Genomic DNA, 24,483 nt, shown 5'->3' on the forward strand with positions numbered 1-24,483 from the left:
ATAAGAACGCGCCAGACGACCCGACCTGACGACAGGAGAATTACAAGTTATGGACATTTCCCATGTCCTGCTGAACCCGAGAGGCCGGATCGGCTCGCGCGACTTCCTGCGTGGCCTGATCCTGCTGACGGGTGCCGGAACGGTCATCCAGGTCCTGACAGTCGTTGCCTCTATCGGTGTGGCGATCCTGCAATATCCGATGTTGTGGGCCTATTTCTGCGTTTTCGGAAAACGGCTGCACGATGCCGGACAGACGGCCTGGTTCAACCTGCTGTTCCTGTTCGGGTTCGTCGTGGCGTCATCCATCCTGAACGCGGTGCTGCTGCCGGTCCTGTCACCCGGAATGATGCCACTGATGACCCAGATCCAGGAGATCGGGCTGAAGGACGGTTTCGGCGGCATGTTGCAGGCCCAGCAGGAGCATGCCCTGCAGATCGCCCGCGGCACCGCCCTGACAACGCTCGCCAGTTTTCTGCTCACCAGCGCCGGCCTCGCCCTGGTCGGTGCCCGCCTGCCATCCGATCCGGATGCCAACGCGCACGGACCGGCAACCGGCCGCTCTGACGCCCCCTGACTCCCCGCGCAAGGAACCTGCCCACGCATGAAACCCTACTATCCCGACGCGATTGATCCGCACCGTCCCTGGATCAAGGATGCCCGTGACAACCCCCATGACATGAATTGGGGACAGGTCCTGTTCAATCCGCTCGGCTCCAGCCCGAAGCTGCATTTCACGCGCGCGTGGACCTTGATGTTTATGGGACGGCTCCTGTTGTTCATCGTGCCGGTGTTCGCCGTTTTTGTTGCGTCGCTCGCCGGGGCGAATTTGAGTGGTCTCTGGAAGCCGGTCGAAGCCCTGGTTCTTCCGATCCCGGAACTGCTGCTGCCGTTCTTTGTGTTCACGCTAGTGACGGAGCTGACCTCCTGGGTCGCGCATGTGCGCCGCTTCAACGAGGCACATAAATCCCCGATCTGGGCGATGATCGTCCTGCTGCCCCTGATGCTCGGTCTGGTAGGCTTCTATCTGGGTGCTCAGGGCGGCATCAAGAAGTACGAGGAAATGCATGCACCGAAGCCTGCCGTGACGGCTGAAGCCCCTGCCAGGGAAAGCGCCGCGGCTGCGAATACCGAGGCGAAGCCACAACAGCAGCAACAGCGCCGCCGGCCTGGTCCGCCGCCAAGCGAGCGGGACATGGCGGCCAGCAGCGGGTTCGGCTTTGCCACGATGCTCTGGGTGCCTACCTCTTTCCTTGTGATGTTGTGGTCGCTGCTCTATGTCGCCCGCATTCCGAATGGAGGCGTCGGCCGGTTCCGGACCGGCAGCGACATCGCACAGGGTGAGGAAGAGCTACCGCCGGCTTACGCGGCGGGCTGAAGCGGGCAGGGCACCGGCACGAGCTGGCTGCCGAACACCGTCTCGAACGCGTCGCGCAGGGCGATGTCGGCGTCCGCCATCGCGGCCGGGATGCCGAGGTCGGCGAGACTCGTCACGCCATAGCGCGGATCGGCGATGCCGCAGGGCGTGATGCCGGTGAAGTGCTCAAGGTCCGGTTCCACATTCAGGCTGATGCCGTGGAAGCTGACCCAGCGCTTCAGCCGGATGCCGATGGCGGCGATCTTGTCCTCGCGCTGCGGACCGCCAGCCTGCGTCCGGTCGACCCAGACACCGATACGGCCGTCGCGGGGGCCGGCTTCGATGTTGAAACTCTGCAGCGCCGTGATGATCCACTTTTCCAGGTTCTGGACGAAGGCGCGCACATCCTTGCCGCGTTTGCCGACATCCAGCATCACATAGGCCACCCGCTGGCCGGGGCCGTGATAGGTGTATTGCCCGCCGCGTCCGGCATCGAAAACCGGGAAGCGGGACGGATCCCGAAGGTCGTCCAGCTTCGCTGAAGTGCCCGCCGTATAAAGCGGCGGATGCTCCAGGAACCAGACAAGTTCCGGCGCACTGTCATCATGAATTGCCCGCGCCCGCGCCTCCATGAAGGCCAGTGCATCTTCGTACGGAACCGGCCGATCAGACACGGCCCATTGGACAGGAGGAAAATTGTGCATCACGCCCCGCATATAGGGTGTATTCGGGGCTTCACAAAGCGGCAGGTGGGCCTTATACGGCGCCTTCGCCTCGAATGAGACAAGTGCGGTCGTGGCGGAATTGGTAGACGCGCAGCGTTGAGGTCGCTGTGGGGCAACCCGTGGAGGTTCGAGTCCTCTCGACCGCACCATTCATTCGCGATTGGCGCTCCGCGCCAAAAAATCGATCAAGGATCGATTTTCGCGAATGAATGAATCCATTGATGTTTCCCGCTTCACTGCGTTCCGCGATGTAACAGGCTCAAGGCTGCTCGATCACCCAATTCGATCCGGTGGACCAATTTGAGTGATCGAATGAATCTTCGCGGTATGCTCCCTCACTCCACTGAAGCCACCTTGAACTGCCCGAGCGCTTCCTCGGCAGGCGCGAATCCCGGCTTGAGGGCAGCACTGGTGTAGAAGTCCCGATAGGCTTCCTCGGTCTCTTCTAGCGCCCAGTAGGCCAGCGCGCGGTTGTAGTAGGCGATGTGCTGGTTTTCCGGCGATACGGCATCGATGTCCGCCAGTGCAGCAACCGCTTCTTCCGGCCGTCCGAGCCGGATCAGCGTAGCCGCCAGGCTGACCGACACGTCGCCGCGCTTCGGGCCGAGGTCGGAGGCTTCCTTCAGGCGGGTGAGTGCGGGCTCGAAGTCGCCGAGACGCAGGCTGACGATCCCGGAATTGGCGAGCGTGGCTGTCTTGTCCGCAAGCGTCAGGGAATCGTCCTTGAGGGCGTCCTCACAGATCCGTTTCAGTTCCGGAGAGGCTGCGCCGGGGATCGCCACGCCATCGGCGCAGGCTTCGGCGGGAGCAGGTCCATTGTAATAGATGTCCGGGGCGGCAAAAGCGGGGTCGGCGGCAAAGCCGAGAGCGAGCAGGCCGGCGGTGATGTTTCGGGAGGAGAACATGGGGTGTGCCTTTCAGCGGCTATTTTAGTGTATATGCACGATACCGGCTGAGCCGGAGCGTGCGGTGAAAGATCCCGTCCGGCCGAGGAAAGCCGGACGGGGTGAGAGTGAGGCCGGCATACGGAGGTGTCTGAAAGGGTGATGCCGAACCTGTAAGTAGTGTATATGCACTATATTGAGTTTTCCAGATATGGCCTCTAAAGCGTGACCATAGTAAAACTAGGCGTGATTGGACTTCTTTTTAAAAGACTGCATATACACGGTATGATGCCCGGGAAGATCGACTCAGATGAACTCCTGTCCGAAGTGACGGGGACGTGCGTGGCGGGCCGCGTGCTACGCGCAGCACGCCTGATCACCCGTCATTATGACGATGCGCTGCGCCCGACCGGGTTGACCATCACCCAGTTTGGCCTGCTGCATGTGATAGGCCGGTACGAGCCGGACTCGATTTCGCGCGTGGCCGAATTGATGAATCTGGACCGGACGTCCCTGTCCCGGAACCTGAAGCCGCTGGAAAAGGCGGGCTACGTCCACCGCGGCAATGAAGGGACGGGCCGCAAGCGCCGCGTCCTGCTTACCACGCTCGGCCTCAAGAAACTGGAGGAAGCGCGGCCCTACTGGAAGGCCGCTCAGGCAAAGATGGAGGCTGTGCTGGGCGACACCCATCTCGGTAATCTGACAGAGGCCTTGCGGGAAGTCCGCCCGGACGTGCTGTCGGCCTGACCCGAAACAAACTGTCCGCATTGGCGACGTTGCGACAGGTCTTGTCCTCTGCTGACCTGACCGGCAGATACGCCGCGAGAGATCCAGTGCAGAGGTAACCCATGTCCTATCCCGATCAGGCTTTGGCCGAGGAAATCGGCGAGCGCGTCGAACGCTTCGTCCGCGAAACCGTCGCCAGCTATGAGCGTGACCCGCGTCTGGAGGATCATGGCCCTTCGGAGGACCTGGTCCGGGAACTCCGCGCCATGGCCCGCGAGGCCGGCGTGATGACGCCGCACATCCTGCCTGACCACACGCACCTCACCCAGCGGGGCACGGCACACGTGCTGAAGAAGTCCGGCCTGTCGCCCCTCGGTCCGGTCGCTTGCAACACCGGCGCGCCGGATGAAGGCAACATGTTCCTGTTGGGCAAGGTGGCCACCGACGCCCAGCGTGCCCGTTTTCTCGACAAGCTGCTGACCGGTGAAGCGCGCTCGGCTTTCTTCATGACCGAGCCGTCGGCCGACAATGGCGCCGGGTCCGACCCGTCCATGATGAAGACCGTCTGCGTGCAGGATGGCGACGCGTGGGTGATCAACGGCCACAAGACCTACATCACCGGGGCGGAAGGCGCCTCCGTCGGTATCGTCATGGCGAAGGCGGAAGAGGGGGCCTGCATGTTCCTCGTCGACCTGCCGCACCCCGCCATCAAGATCGTCCGCCTGCTGGATACGATCGACTCCTCGATGCCCGGCGGCCATGCCGAAATCCGCATCGAGAATTTACGCGTCCCGGCGAGCGACATGCTGGGCAATCCCGGCGAAGGCTTTCGCTATGCGCAGATCCGTCTGGCCCCGGCGCGCCTGTCGCACTGCATGCGCTGGCACGGCGTCGCAACGCGTGCCCACGAAATTGCCACCACTTATGCCTGCCGCCGTCGGGCGTTCGGCAAGCTGCTGGTCGATCATGAAGGCGTCGGTTTCATGCTGGCCGAGAACCAGATCGACCTGAAACAGGCCGAGCTGATGATCGACTGGTGCGCCGACGCACTGGATGCCGGCGAGAACGGCAATGTCGAAAGCTCGATGGCGAAGGTTGCGGTGTCTGAGGCACTGTTCCGCGTGGCCGACCGCTGTGTGCAGGTCATGGGCGCCATGGGCGTGACCCGTGACACGATCGTGGAGCAATTGTTCCGCGAGGTCCGCGCCTTCCGCATCTATGACGGGCCGACCGAAGTGCACAAATGGTCGCTCGCCAAGAAAATCAAAAAGGCAGAACTCAGCCGGTCTGCCTGACGCCCTCTTGCCGCGGCGCAGCAACAGCGGCAAGACAGGCGCCATGACCGATGTGTCCACGCCTCCCAATCCGGCGCCAGAGCCGCCGAATGTCGATCCGGATCTGCTGGACGACCTCATCGACGCCATCGATGAGAAGGATACGCGCTGGCTGGCGCGGACACTGCAGCGTATGCACCCGGCCGACGCGGCCGACCTGCTGGAAGCACTACCATTCGACACCTTCTCTGAAGCGGTCGAACTGCTCGGTGGGGAGCTGCCCTCCGACATCCTGATCGAACTGCGCGATTCCTATCGCGAAGAGGCTGTCGACGTCCTGCCGGACACCGCCGTTGCGAGCGCCCTCGACGAACTCGATTCCGATGATGCAACCGTCATCCTGGAAGACCTTGAGGACGAGCGCCGCGAACGCATCCTCGAGGACCTGGAGCCGTTCGACCGGGCCCAGCTGGAACGCGGCTTGGCCTATGAAGAGGAATCGGCCGGCCGTCTCATGCAGACGGAATTCGTGGCCGTGCCGGAATACTGGACCGTCGGCCACGCCATCGACCATGCCCGCGAGCTCGGCGAGGAGCTGCCGGAAGTCTTCTACGAGATCTATGTCATCGACCCGGCCTACCGGCTGCAGGGAATCGTCCAGCTGGCGACGCTGATGCGCACGCCGCGCGAGGTACAGCTTTCCGACATCATGACCGATCCGCTGTCGGACATACGCACTGACATGGATCAGGAAGAAGTGGCCTTCCAGTTCCAGAAATACTCGCTGGCGTCTGCGCCGGTGAAGGACACTGCCGGGCGCCTCGTCGGGATGATCACGGTCGACGACATGGTCGACGTTATCCAGGAAGAGGCCGAGGAAGACCTGTTCTCGCTGCTCAACGTCAGCTCCGCTGACGGCGCAGACTCCGTCGTCGATACAGTGCGCGCGCGGGCGCCGTGGCTGGCTGTGAATCTCGTCACGGCGTTCATCGCTTCCGGTATTATCTCGCTGTTCGAAGGTACGCTGAACCAGGTCGTCCAGCTGGCGATCCTGATGCCAGTCGTCGCAGCGCTGGGCGGGAATGCCGGCAGCCAGGGCCTTGTGGTGGCCGTGCGCGCCATCGCCGAACGCCAGCTGGAAGGCGATGCCGTGCGCCGGGCCATCCTGCGGGAAGCGCTGAGCGGGGTGGTGAACGGCCTGCTGTTCGCCGTGGGCGTCGGACTGGTGGCGCTTGTCTGGTTCCACGATGTGGAACTGTCGATTGTATTGGGGATCGCCATGCTGGCGACGTTCCTGTGGGCGGCCTTCTCGGGCATCCTCGTGCCGCTCGGACTCAAGAAGCTGGGCGCCGACCCGGCGGTGGCCTCCTCGGTCTTCGTGTTGACGCTGACAGATGTGATGGCATTTTTCTCCTTCCTGGGGCTGGCGACACTGGTTCTGCTCTGACGTCCTGCAAAGGCGACGGACTCCCGCCTCAGGGGAAAAGGCGCGCTATTTGCACGGGTGCGGCATAGAAAAACACCAACTGTTTCAATACGGGAGCCACGTCTCTTGGCCCTGCCAATTCGCACGTCTGGAGCCGGGGTCGAGCTTATCAAGAGCTTCGAGGGCTTCCGCGCGCGCGCAACCCGCCTGCCGGATGGCACCTGGATCGTCGGATACGGACACACAGCCGGGGCCCGCGAAGGCCTGCGGGTCACCCGCGCGGACGCTGAACTCGTCCTGCGCCACCATGACCTGAAGCCGATTGAAACGCTGATCGGCGAGTCCGTCCTGACACCGCTGACCCAGAACGAATTTGATGCTCTGGTCTCCTTTGCGTTCAATATCGGGCCAAAGGCCTTTCTCGAATCCAATGTGCTGGCGCTGCTGAACAGCGGCGAGCGCCTGCAGGCCGCCGAAGGCATGTCGGCCTGGCGCAAAGGCCGGGTCGATGGCGAAGTCCGCGTGGTGGATGCGCTGGTGCGCCGGCGTGCGGCCGAGAAAGCCCTGTTCCTGGAACACCCATCGGGCCGTATCCCGGTGCCCGGCGCGCTGTTGCGCCCGCAATTCGACCCGGGCGCCGCACTGGCCATGTCCCGCGAGCGGGCCGTGGTGATCGAAGCCCGTACCGAAGATGGCCGCACATCTGCTGCACCTCCGAGACCTGTCTCCGAATCCGCAGCGCAAGCCGCTGCCCGCGCCGTGGGCGAGCGTATGACGAAACTGCTCGGCGACGAAGCGGAACGCACGGCGTCTCCGGAAGCCACCGACACGAGTGTGCCTACGGCCGACGAGATTACCCGCGCCGTCTCCGCTCTGGCAGAGCCGGACGGGGTAGGGGAAGAGCTCCCGGACGATACCGTGATCGAAGCCCGCCCGGCCCCTGCCGCGCCGCCGCGCCATCCGGCAAGGCCCGCGCCGGCTCGCCCTGTGCCCGTGCCGTCAGAAGGCCGCCGGGAAATCCTGCGTCCGCCGGCGCTTCCGCCATCGCGCAGCAATGGCCTTAATGGCGACATCAGCGTCATGCGCTGGCTGCCTTATGCGCTGCTGTCCGGGCTGGGCCTGTGGGGTGTGTTCGAAGGTGTGCGCCGTACGGCCCTGCCGGCTGCCCAGCGCTTTCCGGCCGGTGAAGGCGAGGCCTTTGTCGGGCCGCTTCTGGCCTTTGGCTCGGCCCTCCTGAGCGTGCTGGCCATCTACTATCTCTATCGCGCGATCACCCGGCAGGATTGACTGCTGACAGGCCGGGAACGGCCTGCTAGTCAGTCGCCATGATTGCGAACACATATCCCACCTTGAACTTCGACCTCGGCGAAACCGCCGACATGATCCGTGAAACCGTGGCAAGTTTTGCCCAGAACGAGATCGCGCCCCGCGCCGCCGAGATCGACCGGACGGACACGTTTCCACGTGACCTTTTGCCCAAGATGGGCGAGCTCGGCCTGCTTGGCATTACGGTTGAAGAGGAATGGGGCGGCACCGGCCTCGGCTATCTCGAGCATGTCGTCGCGATGGAGGAAATCTCCCGCGCGTCCGCGTCCGTCGGCCTCTCCTATGGTGCCCATTCGAACCTCTGCGTGAACCAGATCCGCCGCTGGGCCTCTGACGCCCAGAAGGCGCGCTACCTGCCGAAACTGATGACCGGCGAGCACCTCGGCTCCCTCGCCATGAGTGAGAGCGGGGCAGGGTCAGATGTCGTCTCGATGAAGCTGCGCGCAGACAAGAAGGGCGACCGTTATGTGCTGAACGGCACCAAGATGTGGATCACCAATGCGCCGGATGCAGATGTCCTCGTGGTCTATGCCAAGACGGAGCCTGAGGCTGGCTCGAAAGGCATCACCGCCTTCCTGATCGAGCGGGACATGAAAGGCTTTTCCGTCGCGCAGAAGCTCGACAAGCTGGGTATGCGCGGCTCGGAGACGGGTGAGCTTGTCTTCGAGGATTGCGAAGTGCCGGAAGAGAACATCATGGGGCCGCTGAATGGCGGTGTCCGTGTGCTGATGAGCGGGCTCGACTACGAACGCGCCGTGCTGTCGGCCGGGCCGACCGGCATCATGCAGGCCTGCATGGACGTCGTGATCCCCTACATTCACGACCGCAAACAGTTCGGCCAGTCGATCGGCGAGTTCCAGCTGATCCAGGGCAAGGTCGCAGACATGTATGTCCAGATGAACGCGGCCAAGGCCTATGTCTACGCCGTCGCCAAATCCTGCGACCGGGGCGAGACCACCCGCAAGGATGCCGCTGGCGCGATCCTCTATGCGGCTGAGACGGCAACGAAACTCGCGCTCGATGCGATCCAGATCCTCGGCGGGAATGGCTATATCAACGAATATCCGACCGGCCGCTTGCTGCGCGACGCGAAGCTTTACGAGATCGGGGCAGGGACGTCCGAGATCCGCCGCTGGCTGATCGGACGGGAGCTGTTCGGCGAAACCGCATGAGCCTGAAGATCCGCCTGGCGACGTCTGACGACGCCGGATGGATCGCCGGCATCTACGCGCTCTATGTGCGTGAAACGGTCATTTCGTTCGAGATGGAGCCACCTTCTGCGGAAGAGATGGCTCAGCGTATTGAATCCACACTGAAGACCTACCCCTGGCTCGTTGGGGAAGAAGGCGGCACGCCGCTTGGATATGCCTATGCCTCCCAGCACAGGGCGCGGGCGGCCTATCGCTGGTCCTGCGATGTCAGCGTCTATGTCGCGCCGGACGCCCAGCGCAAAGGCGCCGGGATGCAGCTCTATGTCCGTCTGCTGGACATGCTGGAAGGGCAGGGCTTCCGGAACGCCTTTGCCGGGATCGCCCTGCCGAATGACGCCAGCATTGCGCTGCATGAGCGTCTCGGCTTCACGCATCTCGGGACTTACCGGGATGTCGGCTACAAGCTTGGCGCCTGGCACGATGTCGGCTGGTGGCAGAAAATCCTGACCGACGCGCCCGGAATACCGGGCGATCCCGTGGCGCTGCCGGAATTCTTGAAGCGATAGAGAGCCGCCCCGTCAGGCCCGTGCGCGGCGTTCCTCGAATTCGGTTGGAACGCTCAGCACCTGTCCGATCACCGTGACGAGCGACCGCTCATCAATCGGCTTGGCGACGTAACCGTCAAAGCCTTTGGCGAGATACTTTTCCCGGTCGCCGCGCATGGAGTCCGCGGTCAGGGCAATGACCGGCACGACGCGGTTCAGGCTGGCGGAATTGCGCAGGCGCTTGAAGGCTTCCGCGCCATCGAGGCCCGGCATGTGAATGTCCATCAGGACGATGTCAAACGGTTCGTAATCAAGCGCTTCGAGCGCTTCGTTGCCGTCCCCGGCTTCCGATACGACGAGGCCATAATGCTCAAGGAAGGTACGCGCGACCCGGCGGTTGATGCCATTGTCGTCCACGACCAGAGCGCGGCGGCCGCCAAGGCCGACCTGTTTGGTCTGCGGCGCAGCAGGCTTCGGCAGCACGGCTTCGTGCAGATGGACCACTTCGCCGGCTTCCGCTTCGAACTTCAGGGTAAAGACAGATCCGCGGCCAGGTTCGCTGACAACCGTAACGTCGCCGCCCATCATCCGGGCCAGTTTCCGTGTGATCGGCAGGCCGAGGCCGGTGCCGCCAAAGCGGCGCGTTGTGGACCCGTCGGCTTGCGAGAAGCTTTCAAAGACACGGTCCATTTTCTCTGCCGGGATACCGCAACCGGAGTCGGACACGTGAACGATCACGCGCGTATGTCCGTTCTCGGTTGGTTCACAGGTGACCACGACTATCACTTCACCTTTTTCCGTGAATTTGATGGCATTGGAAACAAGGTTGCCGACACATTGGCGCACACGCACGGGGTCGAACTTCATTCGGGACGGCACGCTTGGGTCGATGAACAACTGGAGCTGGATGCCCTTTTCCTCAGCCGTTGCTGCATGCAGCTTGATCATGCGGCTCAACTTGTGGCGCAAGTCTCCGTTCACCGGCGTGACTTCCAGTTTGCCGGCTTCGATTTTCGACAGGTCCAGAATGTCGTTAAGGATCGACATCAGCGTCTTGCCGGAATCGAGGATCGTGGCGACCTGCTCGCGCTGGTCCGGCGTCAGGCTGGTGTGCGCCAGAACCTGCGTCATACCGAGCACGCCATTCAGCGGCGTACGGATTTCATGGCTCATATTGGCCAGGAATTCGGATTTCAGCCGGGTCGCCTGTTCGGCGCGGTGCAGGGCATCGCGCAGTTCGTGCCCCTGACGGCGTTCCTCGCGGATATCGCGGACATAGGTGATGAAGACGCGTTCGCCTTTTTTGCCCCAGCGGGCGCTGGTGAGCGACAGTTCCACCTGGTTGGTGCCGCCGGACTTTGTCGGCGTCTCAGCCTGGGTGACGTGACGCAGGACTTCGCCGCTGGCGAGTTTCATCGCCAGCTCGGGGTCCGGCTCATAGGTTTCATCACCCGTTAGGATGCCAACATCCTGGCCGATGAGTTCCTCTTCGGAATATTCGGACATTTCACAAAGCGCACGGTTCACATAGGTGATTCGTCCGGCGGCATCGTTGAGGATAATGCCATGCAGGGCATGATCACACGCCGTTTTAGCGAGCTCATACAAGCGTACCGCTTCGTCCCGTTCTTCGGCGATATCCGTGATTTCGTGAGAAACAGACAGCGCGCGGCGTTCGCCATCGCGCTCGACCGGGATGATTGTCGTCTTCATGATCTTGCCGAGCATCCTGGCTGCCCGGCCTTTGGCGGTCGTGAAGGTGCGCGACTCTCCGGTCTCGATCACATGGGTGACCGCGCGGACCATTTCGGTATCTTTGTACGCCGGGTCGAATTCGAAGATGCGCATCCCGATAATGCTTTTACCGTCAGGCAGGATCGACTCATTCATGAGCCGATTGGAAGCGGTCCATTGAAGATCAATCAGCTTTCCGGATTCATCACGAACGGCGGCAGTCTCGCAAATGACCACCGGCAACATATCCCAAAGCGCCATATCCATGCGCAGCATCTCCCATCCTCCCCCTTCAGCCCTGACGGAAGCTGCCCGAATATGCTTAATACTGTATTGAAAATTACAGGTTTGTCAGAACCGCCGTTTCCGGCCGGATGGGTGACGCCAGACGAGCTTGATCCAGCGCGAGCAGGGCGGCCTGATAGCCGGACTCGACGCTGACGTCGTAGTTTTCCCAGTCGCGCAGCTCGGTTTCCGCCAGTTCCGGCAGGATCAGCACGTCCGTTATGTCCCGCCCGAACTGGGTATCGGCCCGGATCGTCGCCGCTCGCATGAGGACGCCGGCGATCGGCGGCGGATTGGAGAATCCATGCCGCGCGACCCAGCGGAAAAAGCCTGCGGGCTTTTCAAATTCGTCGATCTTCAGCCCCTCTGGCTGGCGTGTCACATCGGAACCGATGACAAAACCGCGATGCATGTCCCGCATCACATCGACCGGGAAATTGTTCAGCACGGCGCCATCGACCAGCAGTTCGTTGCCATCGACAACCGGCGGCAGGATTCCCGGAAGGGAGATCGTGGCACGCAACGCATCGCGCAGGAGGCCCGTCCGGTGAATGCGCTGCGTCCCGGTCATCAAATTCGTGGATGTGGCGAAGAAGGGCAGCTCCAGGTCGCCGATCTCCACGTCTCCGAAATGCTCCTTCAGGCGGGCATTCACGCGCACGCCTTTGACCATGCCGACCACGGGCAGTGTATAGTCGCCCAGTGGATTGCTCTCGACGAAGGCCTTGCGGATGCGCATGTCGATCTCGGCATCGTCCCAGCCCATGGCCACACAGGCGGCGATCACCGCGCCCATGGAAGCCCCGCCGACAAAGTCTATCGGGATACCGCGGTCGCGCATCGCCCGCACCACGCCGATATGCGAATAGGCGCGCGCGCCGCCGCCGGAGAGTATCAGCCCAACCGATACACCCGCCATGACCCGGGCGAGCCGGTCACAATTTGCGCCTTCCATGCCCTGCCAGTGGAACAGGCGGCTCGCGCCCGCCGCTTCCAGCCATTCGACCGGCTTGCAGGCGCGGCGATTGTCTCCCGGGTGCAGTAGCAGCACGTCGACCAGTTTCAGTTCGCGGGCAGGGGAGTCATCTTCCGGCATCAGCGGATTGGACGGCTTGGCATCGGCTCGGCCGACCACCCAGATCCGGTCTGCCTGGCGCACGGAGAGGCGGTACCAGCGCGTATCGCCGATGGTCGAGATCAGGATCACCACGTCATGGCGTTGTTCCAGGTCGTCGAAGAAGGCAGCGGGCTTGTCCTCGCCCATGCGCTCGCCCACGACGATGGCGGTCTTGCCGAGGGCCTCGACGCTTGCCTTCAGCGCTTTGGCACGCAATTCGAGGTCGATGGTCGGCGAGGTCGCCACCAGCGTGAAGACTTTCGGGGCGGCGCTGACATTGCGCTGTCCCTCCCGACCGACCCGGCGCAGGATGATGCGGATCATGTGCTCCAGCAGTTCCGGCTCGGACTTGACCAGTTGCCGCCAGCCTTCGCGCGAGAAGCCCACAACTTCGGAATCGCGCAGCGCATACACCGAACTCGTATGGGGTGCGTTATTGGGGGCGCCGTCTCCGTCGAGGTCAACGCCGCCCAGGAACAGCGCCATCTCGCCCACCGGCTCGCCGGGGCGGATATGGCCGACAAATTCGGTCTGCCCGTTGGGGTTCGCCCGGAAAGCGCCAAGTGCGCCCGACAGGACGAAATAGATCATGTCGGCCGGTTCGTTGCGCAGGAACAGCGTCCCGCCCGCCGGCACGCAAAACCATGAGGCTTCGCGCCCGGCCGCTTTCATCGCCTTGGCCGGCACATCCTTGAGGAAGGCAATCGCCTTCAGGGATGTCGTAATATCCAGCTTCATATTCCTGAACATGCGCATCGACTGCGGTCTTTCCTAGAGGGCTTTTTCGCCAGTCTGGTAAAAACCGGTGACACACGCGTGACACCTGACCCAGAGGCAGTTAAGCCTGCCAAAAACTTCTGAAGGGAGGCTGAATGCCCGTCCTGAAATCCAGTCTCGACGTGGCTGGCCCGCGCTTTGCCGCGAACAAGGCCTCCATGGAACGCCTGCTCGATGAGTTGCGCGAGCACACCTCCAAAGCCGCGCTTGGCGGACCTGAAGCCTCGCGCCAGCGCCATGTCGGCCGGGGCAAGCTTCTCCCGCGCGATCGGGTCGAACGCCTTCTGGATCCCGGCAGCGCCTTCCTTGAGGTTGGCGCGCTGGCCGCCCACGGCATGTATGACAATGAAGCGCCCGCCGCCGGGATCATCACGGGCGTTGGCCGGGTCGAAGGCCGGGAATGCCTGATCGTCTGCAACGATCCGACCGTGAAGGGCGGCGCCTACTTCCCCGTCACGGTGAAGAAGCATTTGCGGGCCCAGGAAATCGCGCTCGAAAACCATTTGCCCTGCATCTACCTTGTCGACAGCGGCGGGGCAAACCTGCCCCACCAGTCGGAAGTCTTTCCGGACCGGGAACATTTCGGCCGCATTTTCTACAATCAGGCGCAGATGAGCGCGAAGGGCATCCCCCAGATCGCCTCCGTCATGGGCAGCTGCACGGCAGGCGGCGCCTATGTGCCGGCCATGTCGGACGAGACGGTCATCGTCCGCAAGCAGGGCACGATCTTCCTCGGCGGCCCGCCCCTGGTGAAGGCCGCGACGGGGGAGGTGATCTCGGCAGAAGACCTCGGCGGCGCTGATGTGCATGCCCGCCGCTCCGGTGTGGCCGACCATTATGCCGCTCACGACTCCCACGCACTCGCCATCGTACGCTCCATCGTCCGTACACTCGCAAAGCCGAAACCCCAGCCCTTCGACCTGACCGAGCCAGCCGAACCGCTCTACGATCCGGCAGAGCTACACGGCCTCGTCCCGCAGGATGTACGCGAGCCCTATGATGCCCGCGAAGTCATCGCCCGTCTTGTCGATGGCTCCGAATTCCATGAGTTCAAGAAACTCTATGGCGAAACGCTCGTTTGCGGCTTCGCCCGGCTCTACGGCATGCCGGTCGCCATCCTCGCCAATAACGGCATCCTGTTCTCGGAGAGCGCACAGAAAGCGGCGCACTTCATCGAACTGGCAGACCAGCGCCGCATCCCGCTCGTCTTCCTCCAGAACATTACCGGCTTCATGGTCGGCTCGAAATACGAGGCCGGCGGCATCGCCAAGGACGGCGCCAAGATGGTGACCGCCGTTGCCACAGCCAGCGTGCCGAAATTCACCGTCGTCACCGGCGGCAGCTTCGGGGCAGGGAATTACGGCATGTGCGGCCGGGCCTATTCCCCACGCTTCCTCTTCATGTGGCCGAACGCCCGCATCTCCGTCATGGGCGGCGAACAGGCGGCCTCCGTGCTGGCAACGGTCAAGCGCGACGGCATCGAGCGCAAGGGCGGGGAATGGCCTGCAGACGAGGAAGAAGCCTTCAAGCAGCCGATCCGCGACCTCTATGAGACCGAAGGTTCGCCCTATTATTCCACCGCGCGCCTTTGGGACGACGGCATTATCGACCCGGCGGACACGCGCCGCGTGCTGGGCCTCGCCCTCTCGGCCAGCCTCAATGCGCCATTCCCCGATCGCGGCTTCGGCGTCTTCCGGATGTAAGGATCGAAAATAGGGACGTTTGCGGATTGCGCAGCGTCGCAGGTCTGACATCTTCCTGGCGTACGATCCGGCAGAAAGAAGGACACGCCCATGACCACGAAATCGATCTGCATTATCAACGGCCATCCGGATAATGACCCGAAACACCTGATCCATGAGCTGTGCGCCGCCTATGCTGATGGCGCGGAAAGTGCGGGCCATACGGTCACCCGGATCGATGTCGCTGCACTCGACATACCATTGCTGCGGTCCGCGGAGGAGTTCGAGACTCCGCCGCCCGAGCCCATTTTGACAGAACGTGAGAAGATTGCTGCGGCCGAGCATTTGCTGATCGCTTTCCCGCTCTGGATGGGCAGCATGCCGGCCATGCTGAAGGCGTTCCTGGAACAGGCAGCACGCGGCGAATTCTTCCTTGGGCAGAGCGATAATGGCTGGCCTGCCCAGATGATGAAGGGCAAGTCGGCCCGCGTGCTCGTCTCCATGGGGATGCCCGGCCTCGTCTACCGGTTCGGCATGGATGCCGGGGCGCTGAAGGCGCTGGAGCGTGGCTTGCTTGGCCTTTCGGGCTTCCACCCGCTTCATCACACGATCATCGGCGGGGCGGGGGAGCTTGGCGACGAAGGTTTCCGGTCGTGGGAAACCTTCTGCCGCAAGATCGGCGCCGAGGGAGTCTGATCCGTAGACGGTGTCCGTCCATTAAAATCACGTTGTGAAACCGATCATTAAAATCGTGTCGTGAACCCCTTTTCACGCAACATGAACGGCTCCCTGGCGTAGGCTCCTCGTGTCGCAGGTGATGAGGCGGCGCAGCACCAAAGGAGAGACGTCATGCAACGCACCCCATTCCTTGTGGTCGCCGCCTTTGCCACGGCCCTGATGGGCCATGCCGGGGAGATGCCGGACTTTTCCGGTCTCGATACCGATGCAGATGGCCGCCTCAGCGAAGCGGAATTCGTTTCCTGGAAGACGTCCCGAGGCCGGGCCACCGAAGCCGAGGCTGTCGCGAAGTTTTCGAAATTCGACGCCGATGCAGATGGCTATGTGCTGGAGGCCGAATACAATGCCGCAATCGACGCCTGGCGCGCCGGGCCCAAGCTGTTGATCCCCGAAAACGGCATTGACGATGAACAGGAACCGGACGGTAAAACGAGCTGAGCTTGAGCACTGTCCGACGACGGCCTCCCGCGCGCGGCGGGGGGCCGTCGGCTTTTTGGGGTATCCCCTGCGGCGGAACACCGGTTGCCGTGAGCGCGTCAGCGGTCCAAAAGACTCTCAGAAATTCAACGCGAGGGCCCCATGCGCGATTCCAATTACGATCTCATCAAATTCCAGGCCACCGAAGAGGGCCTCGCTGTCGTCACCATCAACCGGCCTGACGTGCACAATGCCTTCAACATGGAGCTGATCGCCGAGCTGACCGACGCGTTCAAGACGATCGCCGACCAGCCCACGATCCGCATGATGATCCTGCGCGGCAATGGCCACACCTTCAGCGCCGGGGCCGATCTCAACTGGATGAAGCGCGCCGCCACGCACACGAAGGACGACAATGTCCGCGATGCAGTGAACCTCGCCGAGATGCTGCAGTCGCTCTACGAGATGCCGCAGATGACGCTGGCCATGGTGCAGGGTGCGGCCATGGGCGGCGGGGCAGGGCTGGTGGCAGCCTGTGACGTGGCCGTTGCCATGTCGAACACCAAGTTCCGCTTTTCCGAAGTCCGCCTTGGTCTAACGCCGGCAACGATCAGCCCCTATGTGATCGACGCCATCGGCCCGCGCTGGGCCCGCGCACTGTTCACGACGGCCGAAAGCTTCGACGCCGCCTTCGCCGAGAAGATCGGCCTCGTCCAGTATGTCGTCGAAACGATGGAAGAGATGACGAAGATGGAAGAGCACCTCGCCAATCTCGTTTTCTCGGCGGCGCCGGGCGCCGTGGCCGATGCGAAGCGACTCGTCGCCGATGTCACCGGCCAGATCATCGACCGCGATCTTGGCCATGAGACGGCCAAGCGCATCGCGGCGCGGCGTGTGTCTGACGAGGGTAAGGAAGGCATCGCCGCCTTCCTCGAAAAGCGGCGCCCGACCTGGGTGCGCTAGGGCCTGGCGCCTCAGCCGCCGGTCGATTTGAGCCAGCTGCCCACAGGTATACCGATATCGGACAAAAGGTGCAGGGTCGCCTGAACGGGGTTTATTCCGGTCAGCTGTTCGATCGGACCCTGGAAGACATAGATCAGCACGCCAAACATGATCAGATAGATCAGGAACTGCATCAGCGACTTCAGCAGGAAGGCGCCCGCGCTACCCGCAACGAGGCCAACGCCGCCAAGGATCAAGGCGCCGGCAAGAGGCGTCAATTCACTGACGTCTGCGGCTTGTGTGTAGCCGATATAGCCGCCGACAGCGGCTCCCACGAGGCCGGCGAGGCTGCTTACCCGGACGCCAGATGCATAGGCCATATGAATTCCCTCCGATTCAGGTTGTTAACCCTACAAGCGCTTTACCCCCGCGCAAGAGGCCGCGACCGCCCGAACCCGGTCAGGCCCGGGCCGGGAAGGGTCACCAACCGGCCCGAAACCCGCCTTGAATCAATGTAAAAGCCAGACAATGCCCGCGCCCCCAGCCTTCGGCCCGAAGCCGCCCAATGCCGTCCAGCGGCGCCTGCATGCCGGGCGCGAAGCCTTGCGGGAGAGGTGGGTGAGGGGGCCGTGGAGCCTCGCCGCCTTCGAATTCGTCAGTTTCGGCATCAAGCAGGGCTGGGCCTGCCTGTTCGGCGGGGCGATGCTGGGATTCCTGCTGGCGACCTTCCTCTGGTACCCGGAGAGCGCACCAGTCTCGCGCTACGATTTTCTGGTGATCGGCGCGGTGGTGATCCAGATACTGATGCTCTGGACGGGGCTGGAGACGCTGGAAGAGGCAAAGGTCATCCTCGTCTTCCACATCACCGGCACGATCATGGAATTGTTCAAGACGGCCCATGGCAGCTGGATCTATCCGGAGGAAAGCGTCCTCAGGATCGGGGCCGTTCCACTGTTCACCGGTTTCATGTACGCCGCCGTCGGCTCCTATCTGGCGCGGGTGTGGCGCATCTTCGAGTTCCGCTTCGAACGCCTCCCGCCGCTCTGGATCCAGGGCCTGCTCGCGGCAGCGATCTATGTGAATTTCTTCGCCCATCACTGGCTGCCGGATGTCCGGATCGCCCTGTTCGCGGGTACGGTGATGGTTTACGGGCCCTGCCTCGTCTGGTTTCGGCCGGACCGGTTTCACCGGCCGATGCCGCTGGTCATCGGCTTCCTGCTCGTCGCCCTCTTCATCTGGTTTGCGGAGAACATCGGCACCTTCGCCCGGGCCTGGACCTATCCAGGCCAGGAGGATGGCTGGCACCCGGTCTCTTTATCCAAGCTCGGATCGTGGTATCTGCTGATGATCATCAGTTTCGTTCTGGTCGCCGCCGTTCATCGCAGCGGGCACCGGGACACCGGAGGGCCCGGACATGAAAATCGAGAAGCTTCTCGTCGCGAATAGGGGCGAGATCGCGTGCCGCATCTTTGCCACTTGCCGTGACCTCGGCATCGCTACCGTCGCCGTCTATTCCGACGCCGATGCGCGCGCCAAGCATGTGCGCGAGGCGGGCGAGGCCGTACATATCGGCCCGGCGCCCGCCGCCGAGAGCTATCTGAAGGTCGAGGCGATCCTCGCCGCAGCGAAGGAGACCGGCGCGGACGCGATTCATCCCGGCTATGGCTTCCTGTCCGAGAATGCCGACTTTGCCGAGGCTGTGGTGAAGGCCGGGCTCATCTGGGTTGGCCCGCCTGCCTCCGCGATCCGGTCCATGGGGCCGAAGGATGAAGCCAAGCGCATCGCCGAGGAAGCGGGCGTGCCGGTGCTGCCTGGCTATCGCGGCGAGGCGCAGGACGCCAAGACGCTGACCGAAGCGGCGAAAGAGATCGGCTTCCCGCTGCTGATCAAGGCCGTGGCCGGCGGCGGAGGCCGGGGCATCCGCCTCGTCTCCAGGGCGTCCGAGCTGAAAGCCGAACTGGAAAGCGCCGTGCGCGAAGCGGAAAGCAGCTTTGGTGATGGCCGCGTCATGCTGGAGAAACTGGTCGAATGCCCACGGCATATAGAGGTGCAGGTGTTCGGGGATTCCCATGGCAACGCCGTGCACCTTTACGAGCGCGACTGTTCGCTGCAGCGCCGCCGCCAGAAAGTGATCGAGGAAGCGCCCGCGCCCGGCATGCCGGAAGACGTGCGGGAGGCGATGACGAATGCCGCCGTGGCGCTCACCAAGGCCGTGAAATATGAAGGCGCCGGGACGGTGGAATTCATCGTGGACGGATCAAGGCCGCTGGCGCTCGACACGTTCTGGTTCCTTGAAATGAACACCCGCCTGCAGGTGGAGCATCCGGTGACCGAGATGATCACGGGGCAGGACCTGGTCGAATGGCAGCTGCGTGTGGCCTCCGGCGAATTGCTGCCGCTTCACCAGCAGGACATTCCGCTGCACGGTCATGCCATCGAGGCACGGATCTGCGCAGAAGACCCCGCCGAAGGCTTCCGCCCCGGCGCGGGCCTGATCCTCGAATTCGGCATGATGGAACCCGCCGATGGCGAGATCGTGCGCTGGGATGCAGGCTTCGAGACGGGTGATCGCGTGCCGTCGAATTATGACTCCATGATCGCCAAGCTGATCGTGCATGAGGGTAACCGGCGCGCGGCCTGCGAACGGCTGATCGAGACGCTGTCTCACCTGCAGCTGGCTGGCGTGCCGTCCAATACGGGCTTCCTTCGCCGCTGCGCCTCGTCGGATGCCTTCCTCAACCATTCCCATCATGTGAACTGGATCGCGGAAGCGGGCGATGCGCTGACCCTTCCGCCTGCGGAACACCAACATGCCTCTGTCATGGCGGTTTGCGATGTGCGCCTGAACGAGGCGGGCGGGGCGACGCCGTGGGGCATTCAGGATGGCTGGCGGATGAATTCCGCGCCGGTGCACAAGTCGATGGTGGCGGTTGGCGCCGATGCCGACTGGATCGATCCGGAAGACCATCCGGTGGATCCGGAGACGCCGCTGCCGCTGGTGACGGACATCTCGCCCCGCCGCTATGCGGTGACGACAGGCGGCGACACGGTTCTAGTGGAGGTGCCGGAATTCGACGCCGACGTCGAAGCCGTGCTCGGCGGTGACAATGTCAGCGCGCCGATGCCGGGCAAGGTGCTGTCGATTTCCGTGAAGGCCGGCGCCGAAGTGAAGCGAGGCGATACGGTCGCCGTCATGGAAGCCATGAAGATGGAGCACGCCCTCACTGCGCCGCGCGATGGCGTGGTGGAAGCCGTGACCGGAAACGTAGGCGACCAGGTCTCCGAAGGCGATGTGCTCGTCCAACTGGTGGCGGAGTAACCCTCACCTCCCGCGTCCGGGGGAGGTGGCAGCACCGTTCTGGCGCGGGCAGGAGGTGAGGGCCGCTGCGTAAATTCAAAGGCGCCGCGGATCAGGCTGCGACAGCGAAATCCATCCGTGCAGGGATATGTGTCTCAGCGCGGTAGGGGCGGCGCACGACCGGCGGGGCAACGATTTCACCAAGATGGTTGGCGGCGTAGGCAATGGCTTCGGTCTTCAGGATCCGCTCGCCATATTCGTTCTCGCCGAGGGTGACGCGGGCCATGGCGCCGTCCGGCCCGGCGGCCCAGAATTCGACGCCGGCATCTGCCAGTTCCATCGCCTTGTCGAGCTCCATGCGGAAGCTGTCGCCGTAAACGACATCCTTCACCTGCGCCGGATCGAACTCACATCCCTTGATCACCAGACGTACCATCACGCAACTCCCAGCCTATGTTTTGAACCCAGATTGCGGGTGCGTTCCGTTTGCCCCGCGATATGAGAACATAAGCAGAATATTCACGATTTGGAAAGGAAAAAGTTCCATTTTTGTTCACGTCGAACCAAAACGGAACAAAATCAGGAACTTGGCTGTTCCGGTATCAGCCGCCCAGCCGTTTCAGCGCCCGCTCGCGTCCGATCAGAGGCAGGATGGCGCCCATGTCGGGGCCGTGTTCCTGACCCGTCAGCGCCTTGCGGAGCGTCATGAACAGGCCCCGGCCCTTGCGCCCGGTCTCTGCCTTCACGGCATTTGTCCACTGGCTCCAGGTCTCGCCCGTCAGCTGACCTTCCGGCAACAGCGTTGCGGCCGTGGCGACGAAGTCCTTGTCCTCATTGTCCACCAGCGGGGTGATGTCGCCGAACACGGTGTCGACCCATTCGGCGACATCCGGCAGCAGGGAACAGTTCTCGCGTACTACGGTCCAGAAGGCTTCGTCAGCGGCGCGCGGGTCCACCGCCGCGAGGCGGTCCTTCACGGCGTCAAACGGCAGGGCGTGCAGGATCGACGCGTTCAGCCCTTTCAGCTCCGCCTCGTCGAAGCGGGCCGGGGAGCGGCCGATCTTGCCGAAATCGAACTCATCGGCGAGCTGCTCAAGGCTTTCGCGCGCCTCGACATTGTCGGACGTGCCAATTTTGGCGAGCAGCGAGCAGATCGACATTGGCTCATAGCCCTGCGCGCGCAGCTCGCCCATGGAGAGCGAGCCGAGGCGTTTTGACAGGCCCTGGCCGTCCGCGCCGATCAGCAGCGGCGTGTGCGCCATGTCCGGCGCGGTGCCGCCGAGCGCCTTGAAGATCTCGATCTGGGCGCCGGAGTTGGTCACATGGTCCTCGCCCCGCACGACATGCGTGATGCCGGCCTCGATGTCGTCGACGACGGAGGGGAGGGTGTAGAGGTAGGAGCCGTCTTCGCGGATCAGGATCGGATCGGAGAGGCTGGACGTGTCGATGCTCTGCGGCCCGCGCACGAGGTCTTCCCACTCGACGCGCTCGCCCGAGAGTTTGAAACGCCAGTGCGGCTGGCGACCTTCTGCCTCGAGTTTCGCCTTCTCCTCGTCCGTTAGGCTGAGCGCCGCCCGGTCATAGACCGGCGGGCGGCCGCGAGAGAGGGCGATCTTGCGCTTACGGTCGAGTTCATCGGCCGTTTCATAGCACGGATAGAGCAGGCCCATTTCGCGCAGCTTGTCGGCGGCGGCGTCATACTGGGCGAAGCGGTCGGACTGGTTGAACGTGTCGGCCCAGACCAGGCCCAGCCATTCGAGGTCGACCTTCAGCGCGTCCTCGTTCTCCTTCGTGGAGCGTTCCACGTCGGTATCGTCGATGCGCAGGATGAACTTTCCGCCCTGGCTGTGGGCAAACAGCCAGTTGATGAGCGCAGTGCGCACATTGCCGACATGCAGGCGGCCTGTTGGCGACGGGGCGAAACGGACGATAGGGGAGGTCATGGACGTGTTATGGCCGTGGATCAGGAGAATGTGTGCCGCTTTCGACACCAAATTGCAGAAAAAGCCAAGCGACCCATGCCAGTTTCTTGCTAATCTGTATGCTAGTGTGGCACCGGCAGTTGAGTCGCAACCCGAGGAGGGGGTCATGAAAAAAGCCTGGATTCTTGTCCTGGCAGGAAGCCTCGTGGCCTGCGGACAGCCGTCGGACACGCCCGCTGGCGGCGACGCCTCCACCCCTGCCGCCATCGAACACGAAACGCTTGAGGCCCAGGTTCCGGAGTCCGAGCCGATTGCGTCTCCCTATGAAGTGGCCGAGTCCGCGCCGGACGACACAGACTATGCCGCGCTCGCGGGATATCCCGACACCTGGTACGTCTCCTATGGCTGGCCGGGGGAGTACCCGTCCGGCTTTGTCGTGCTGGAGCAGGGCGTCACGCTGAACGGCCGCGCCCGGCCCAATCCGGATGCGCCGGCCAATGTCGCCTGCACGCTGCCGCAATATGCCAATTACCAGATCTGGAACCGCCAGCGCGTGGAGCGCGACAGCCTGGAATTCATCGTCGCCTCGAAGATCGAGCCGGTGACCATGCTGGTCGACGCCAATATCGAGACGCCGGGCGATGAAGGCATGCAGGTGCTGAACCTGAAGGCCGGCGATGTCCTGTCCTACTTGCGCTATCTCGGCGAAGGCTTCGCCATCTTCGGCGTGAACGGGCAGGAATACACGATCAACGAGGCCGAGCTGCGCGACATCTCCAGCATGTCGGCGGTCAGCCTCGAGGAAGACCAGTGGGTGGAGGTCGCCTGTATTGGCGGCACGCGCGCCTGGCTGCTCTATGACGATGCCATCGCACATGACGACATTGTGCCGTCGCCCATCGTCGGCTTCGGCGAAGCGTCTGACATCTATCCTGATGAAGTCGACAAGGTGCGTGCCGAGGGGCTCGAACTGGAAGCCTTCCAGAACGGCTCTTTCGACGAAGGCCCCAACGAGTAGTCGTTTCTCAAATCAACGGGCAGGCCGGAAAGCCGCCCTTGGTGCAGAGGCGGGCGCGGGCTTTTGCGAAGGCCCGGAGTCCTTACCCCAAAGGTAACAAAGCTCGAAAATCAAACAGGAATTCGAGAGCCTTTCCTGATTTTTTTACCTTACATCATTCTGTCTGCTGCTTGCTTTAGGATATGAAAGGGAGCCGATGGCTGAGACCAAGGGTGATGTTGGGACTGACGATTTTGCGCGCGTGTCCCCCGGCGATATCCGGAACGCGATTTCCGTCTTGGAACAAGCACTTTTCAACCACGTCCACTGGACGGATGCGCTGAACACGACGCTGATCTGCAATCTCCAGCCAGATGCGCGCGATCTCGAACCGGACTCGCACCGCAGGTGCCGCTTTGGTCAATGGTATTACAATCCCGGCTCGCACGTGGTTCAGAGCAATCCGAATTTCCAGGAACTGGAAAAAGCCCACCAGAGCATGCACGAAACGGCGGCGCACCTGCTGATGCTGTTGCAGTCCCATCAGAACATCCCGATGGCGGACTATGAGAGGTTCACAGGCAATTTGAAGGAAATGCGCCTGCTGATCGAGACGCTGAAGCGCGAGTTGGAAGACGAGATCTACAATGTCGACGCCCTGACCGGTGCCAGCACCCGCGTGGGCATGCTGACAAAGCTACGGGAGCAACAGGAACTTGTCCGCCGCAAGCTGGAAAGCTGCGTGATTGTCATGATGGATATCGACCGGTTCAAGCTGGTCAATGACCGGTATGGCCACCTGGTCGGAGACCGGGCGCTGGCGGAGTTTGCGCATCATGTGATGCGGCACTCGCGCCCGTTTGACCGCCTGTTCCGCTACGGCGGTGAGGAATTTCTGCTATGTGTGCCGCACACGGACATCAACACGGCGTTCAACATGATCGACCGGATCCGGTCTGAACTGGCCGAAGTGAAAATTGAGGCCGACGGCTTCCCGCCATTCTCGATCACGGCCTCCTTCGGCCTCACGCTGCTCGATCCGGATGCCAGCGTGGCGGAATGCATCGAGCGGGCCGATCAGGCGACCTATGCTGCCAAGCAGCGGGGGCGGAACATGACCGTCGTCTGGGATCCATCCATGGAGCGCCGGCTGGCCTCCTGAG

The 24,483-nt window shown here is 62.9% G+C and carries 23 protein-coding genes and 1 tRNA gene; 17 read left to right on the forward strand and 7 right to left on the reverse strand.

Annotated features, from left to right (window positions below; genetic code table 11):
- The first annotated feature begins 49 nt into the window (after positions 1 to 49).
- Together HY17_RS06730 and HY17_RS06735 are read left to right on the forward strand one after the other, a co-directional pair.
- Positions 50 to 574 (forward strand): DUF805 domain-containing protein, encoded by a 525-nt coding sequence (locus tag HY17_RS06730; protein WP_034764674.1) that lies wholly within the window; start codon positions 50 to 52, stop codon positions 572 to 574.
- 27 nt (positions 575 to 601) lie between these two features.
- Positions 602 to 1,375: a hypothetical protein gene (locus tag HY17_RS06735; RefSeq protein ID WP_034764677.1), complete on the forward strand. Its 774-nt coding sequence runs from the start codon at positions 602 to 604 to the stop codon at positions 1,373 to 1,375.
- Here HY17_RS06735 and lipB read toward each other — a convergent pair.
- Positions 1,360 to 2,058 carry a lipoyl(octanoyl) transferase LipB gene (lipB, locus tag HY17_RS06740; protein ID WP_034764815.1) on the reverse strand — a complete coding sequence of 233 codons (699 nt, stop codon included), beginning with the start codon at positions 2,056 to 2,058 and terminating at the stop codon, positions 1,360 to 1,362. The two genes, HY17_RS06735 and lipB, sit on opposite strands and share 16 nt — an antisense overlap.
- A gap of 85 nt (positions 2,059 to 2,143) precedes the next feature.
- On the opposite strand from lipB, the gene HY17_RS06745 reads away from it, so the two are divergent.
- A tRNA-Leu gene (locus HY17_RS06745) sits at positions 2,144 to 2,228 on the forward strand.
- A gap of 186 nt (positions 2,229 to 2,414) precedes the next feature.
- On the opposite strand, the gene HY17_RS06750 is transcribed toward HY17_RS06745, so the two are convergent.
- Complete coding sequence (locus HY17_RS06750; protein WP_034764679.1) at positions 2,415 to 2,984, reverse strand: tetratricopeptide repeat protein; 570 nt, start codon at positions 2,982 to 2,984, stop codon at positions 2,415 to 2,417.
- Between the two features lie 264 nt (positions 2,985 to 3,248).
- Here HY17_RS06750 and HY17_RS06755 point away from each other — a divergent pair, with 264 nt between their 5' ends.
- The 6 genes from HY17_RS06755 (at position 3,249) to HY17_RS06780 (ending at position 9,432) form a co-directional block, all read left to right on the forward strand.
- On the forward strand, positions 3,249 to 3,710 hold the full coding sequence (locus HY17_RS06755) for a MarR family winged helix-turn-helix transcriptional regulator (RefSeq protein WP_051599787.1): 462 nt from the start codon (positions 3,249 to 3,251) through the stop codon (positions 3,708 to 3,710).
- Positions 3,711 to 3,811: 101 nt separating this feature from the next.
- Positions 3,812 to 4,984: an acyl-CoA dehydrogenase family protein gene (locus tag HY17_RS06760; protein ID WP_034764681.1), complete on the forward strand. Its 1,173-nt coding sequence runs from the start codon at positions 3,812 to 3,814 to the stop codon at positions 4,982 to 4,984.
- Between the two features lie 43 nt (positions 4,985 to 5,027).
- Entirely contained in the window at positions 5,028 to 6,410 is a 1,383-nt protein-coding gene (mgtE, locus tag HY17_RS06765; RefSeq protein ID WP_034764820.1) for a magnesium transporter, read from the forward strand.
- Between the two features lie 105 nt (positions 6,411 to 6,515).
- The gene (locus tag HY17_RS19285; RefSeq protein WP_051599788.1) at positions 6,516 to 7,676 is read left to right on the forward strand and encodes a lysozyme; all 1,161 of its coding nucleotides are present in this window, start codon (positions 6,516 to 6,518) and stop codon (positions 7,674 to 7,676) included.
- Between the two features lie 38 nt (positions 7,677 to 7,714).
- Complete coding sequence (locus tag HY17_RS06775) at positions 7,715 to 8,887, forward strand: isovaleryl-CoA dehydrogenase (protein ID WP_034764696.1); 1,173 nt, start codon at positions 7,715 to 7,717, stop codon at positions 8,885 to 8,887.
- Positions 8,884 to 9,432, forward strand: coding sequence for an arsinothricin resistance N-acetyltransferase ArsN1 family B (locus HY17_RS06780; protein WP_034764698.1), 549 nt, complete (start codon positions 8,884 to 8,886; stop codon positions 9,430 to 9,432). The genes HY17_RS06775 and HY17_RS06780 overlap by 4 nt, the downstream gene beginning before the upstream one ends.
- A gap of 12 nt (positions 9,433 to 9,444) precedes the next feature.
- Here HY17_RS06780 and HY17_RS06785 read toward each other — a convergent pair whose 3' ends face one another.
- Both HY17_RS06785 and HY17_RS06790 read right to left on the reverse strand, forming a co-directional pair.
- A complete protein-coding gene (locus HY17_RS06785) occupies positions 9,445 to 11,412 on the reverse strand; it encodes an ATP-binding protein (protein WP_034764827.1) in 1,968 nt (655 codons plus the stop codon).
- 73 nt (positions 11,413 to 11,485) lie between these two features.
- A complete protein-coding gene (locus tag HY17_RS06790) occupies positions 11,486 to 13,303 on the reverse strand; it encodes a patatin-like phospholipase family protein (RefSeq protein WP_233348681.1) in 1,818 nt (605 codons plus the stop codon).
- Positions 13,304 to 13,419: 116 nt separating this feature from the next.
- On the opposite strand from HY17_RS06790, the gene HY17_RS06795 reads away from it, so the two are divergent.
- From HY17_RS06795 to HY17_RS06810, 4 genes are all read left to right on the forward strand, one after another.
- The gene (locus HY17_RS06795) at positions 13,420 to 15,027 is read left to right on the forward strand and encodes a carboxyl transferase domain-containing protein (RefSeq protein WP_034764702.1); all 1,608 of its coding nucleotides are present in this window, start codon (positions 13,420 to 13,422) and stop codon (positions 15,025 to 15,027) included.
- A gap of 90 nt (positions 15,028 to 15,117) precedes the next feature.
- A complete protein-coding gene (locus HY17_RS06800) occupies positions 15,118 to 15,702 on the forward strand; it encodes an NAD(P)H-dependent oxidoreductase (RefSeq protein ID WP_034764704.1) in 585 nt (194 codons plus the stop codon).
- Positions 15,703 to 15,855: 153 nt separating this feature from the next.
- Positions 15,856 to 16,182 carry a hypothetical protein gene (locus HY17_RS06805; RefSeq protein ID WP_051599789.1) on the forward strand — a complete coding sequence of 109 codons (327 nt, stop codon included), beginning with the start codon at positions 15,856 to 15,858 and terminating at the stop codon, positions 16,180 to 16,182.
- Between the two features lie 141 nt (positions 16,183 to 16,323).
- Complete coding sequence (locus HY17_RS06810; protein ID WP_034764706.1) at positions 16,324 to 17,124, forward strand: enoyl-CoA hydratase-related protein; 801 nt, start codon at positions 16,324 to 16,326, stop codon at positions 17,122 to 17,124.
- An 11-nt stretch (positions 17,125 to 17,135) separates the two neighbouring features.
- On the opposite strand, the gene HY17_RS06815 is transcribed toward HY17_RS06810, so the two are convergent.
- Complete coding sequence (locus HY17_RS06815; protein ID WP_034764708.1) at positions 17,136 to 17,483, reverse strand: hypothetical protein; 348 nt, start codon at positions 17,481 to 17,483, stop codon at positions 17,136 to 17,138.
- A gap of 148 nt (positions 17,484 to 17,631) precedes the next feature.
- On the opposite strand from HY17_RS06815, the gene HY17_RS06820 reads away from it, so the two are divergent.
- Positions 17,632 to 18,549: a DUF817 domain-containing protein gene (locus HY17_RS06820; RefSeq protein WP_081813024.1), complete on the forward strand. Its 918-nt coding sequence runs from the start codon at positions 17,632 to 17,634 to the stop codon at positions 18,547 to 18,549.
- On the forward strand, positions 18,518 to 20,422 hold the full coding sequence (locus HY17_RS06825; RefSeq protein WP_034764710.1) for a biotin carboxylase N-terminal domain-containing protein: 1,905 nt from the start codon (positions 18,518 to 18,520) through the stop codon (positions 20,420 to 20,422). Before HY17_RS06820 ends, HY17_RS06825 begins: the two co-directional genes overlap by 32 nt.
- Before the next feature lie 91 nt (positions 20,423 to 20,513).
- Here HY17_RS06825 and HY17_RS06830 read toward each other — a convergent pair whose 3' ends face one another.
- Complete coding sequence (locus HY17_RS06830; RefSeq protein WP_034764711.1) at positions 20,514 to 20,837, reverse strand: hypothetical protein; 324 nt, start codon at positions 20,835 to 20,837, stop codon at positions 20,514 to 20,516.
- A 166-nt stretch (positions 20,838 to 21,003) separates the two neighbouring features.
- A complete protein-coding gene (gene gltX, locus HY17_RS06835; RefSeq protein ID WP_034764843.1) occupies positions 21,004 to 22,344 on the reverse strand; it encodes a glutamate--tRNA ligase in 1,341 nt (446 codons plus the stop codon).
- 145 nt (positions 22,345 to 22,489) lie between these two features.
- On the opposite strand from gltX, the gene HY17_RS06840 reads away from it, so the two are divergent.
- Entirely contained in the window at positions 22,490 to 23,341 is an 852-nt protein-coding gene (locus HY17_RS06840) for a hypothetical protein (RefSeq protein ID WP_051599790.1), read from the forward strand.
- 196 nt (positions 23,342 to 23,537) lie between these two features.
- Complete coding sequence (locus HY17_RS06845) at positions 23,538 to 24,482, forward strand: diguanylate cyclase (protein WP_051599791.1); 945 nt, start codon at positions 23,538 to 23,540, stop codon at positions 24,480 to 24,482.
- Position 24,483 lies beyond the last annotated feature (1 nt).

It is taken from the genome of Hyphomonas sp. CY54-11-8, assembly GCF_000682735.1.
Taxonomy (GTDB): Bacteria; Pseudomonadota; Alphaproteobacteria; order Caulobacterales; family Hyphomonadaceae; genus Hyphomonas.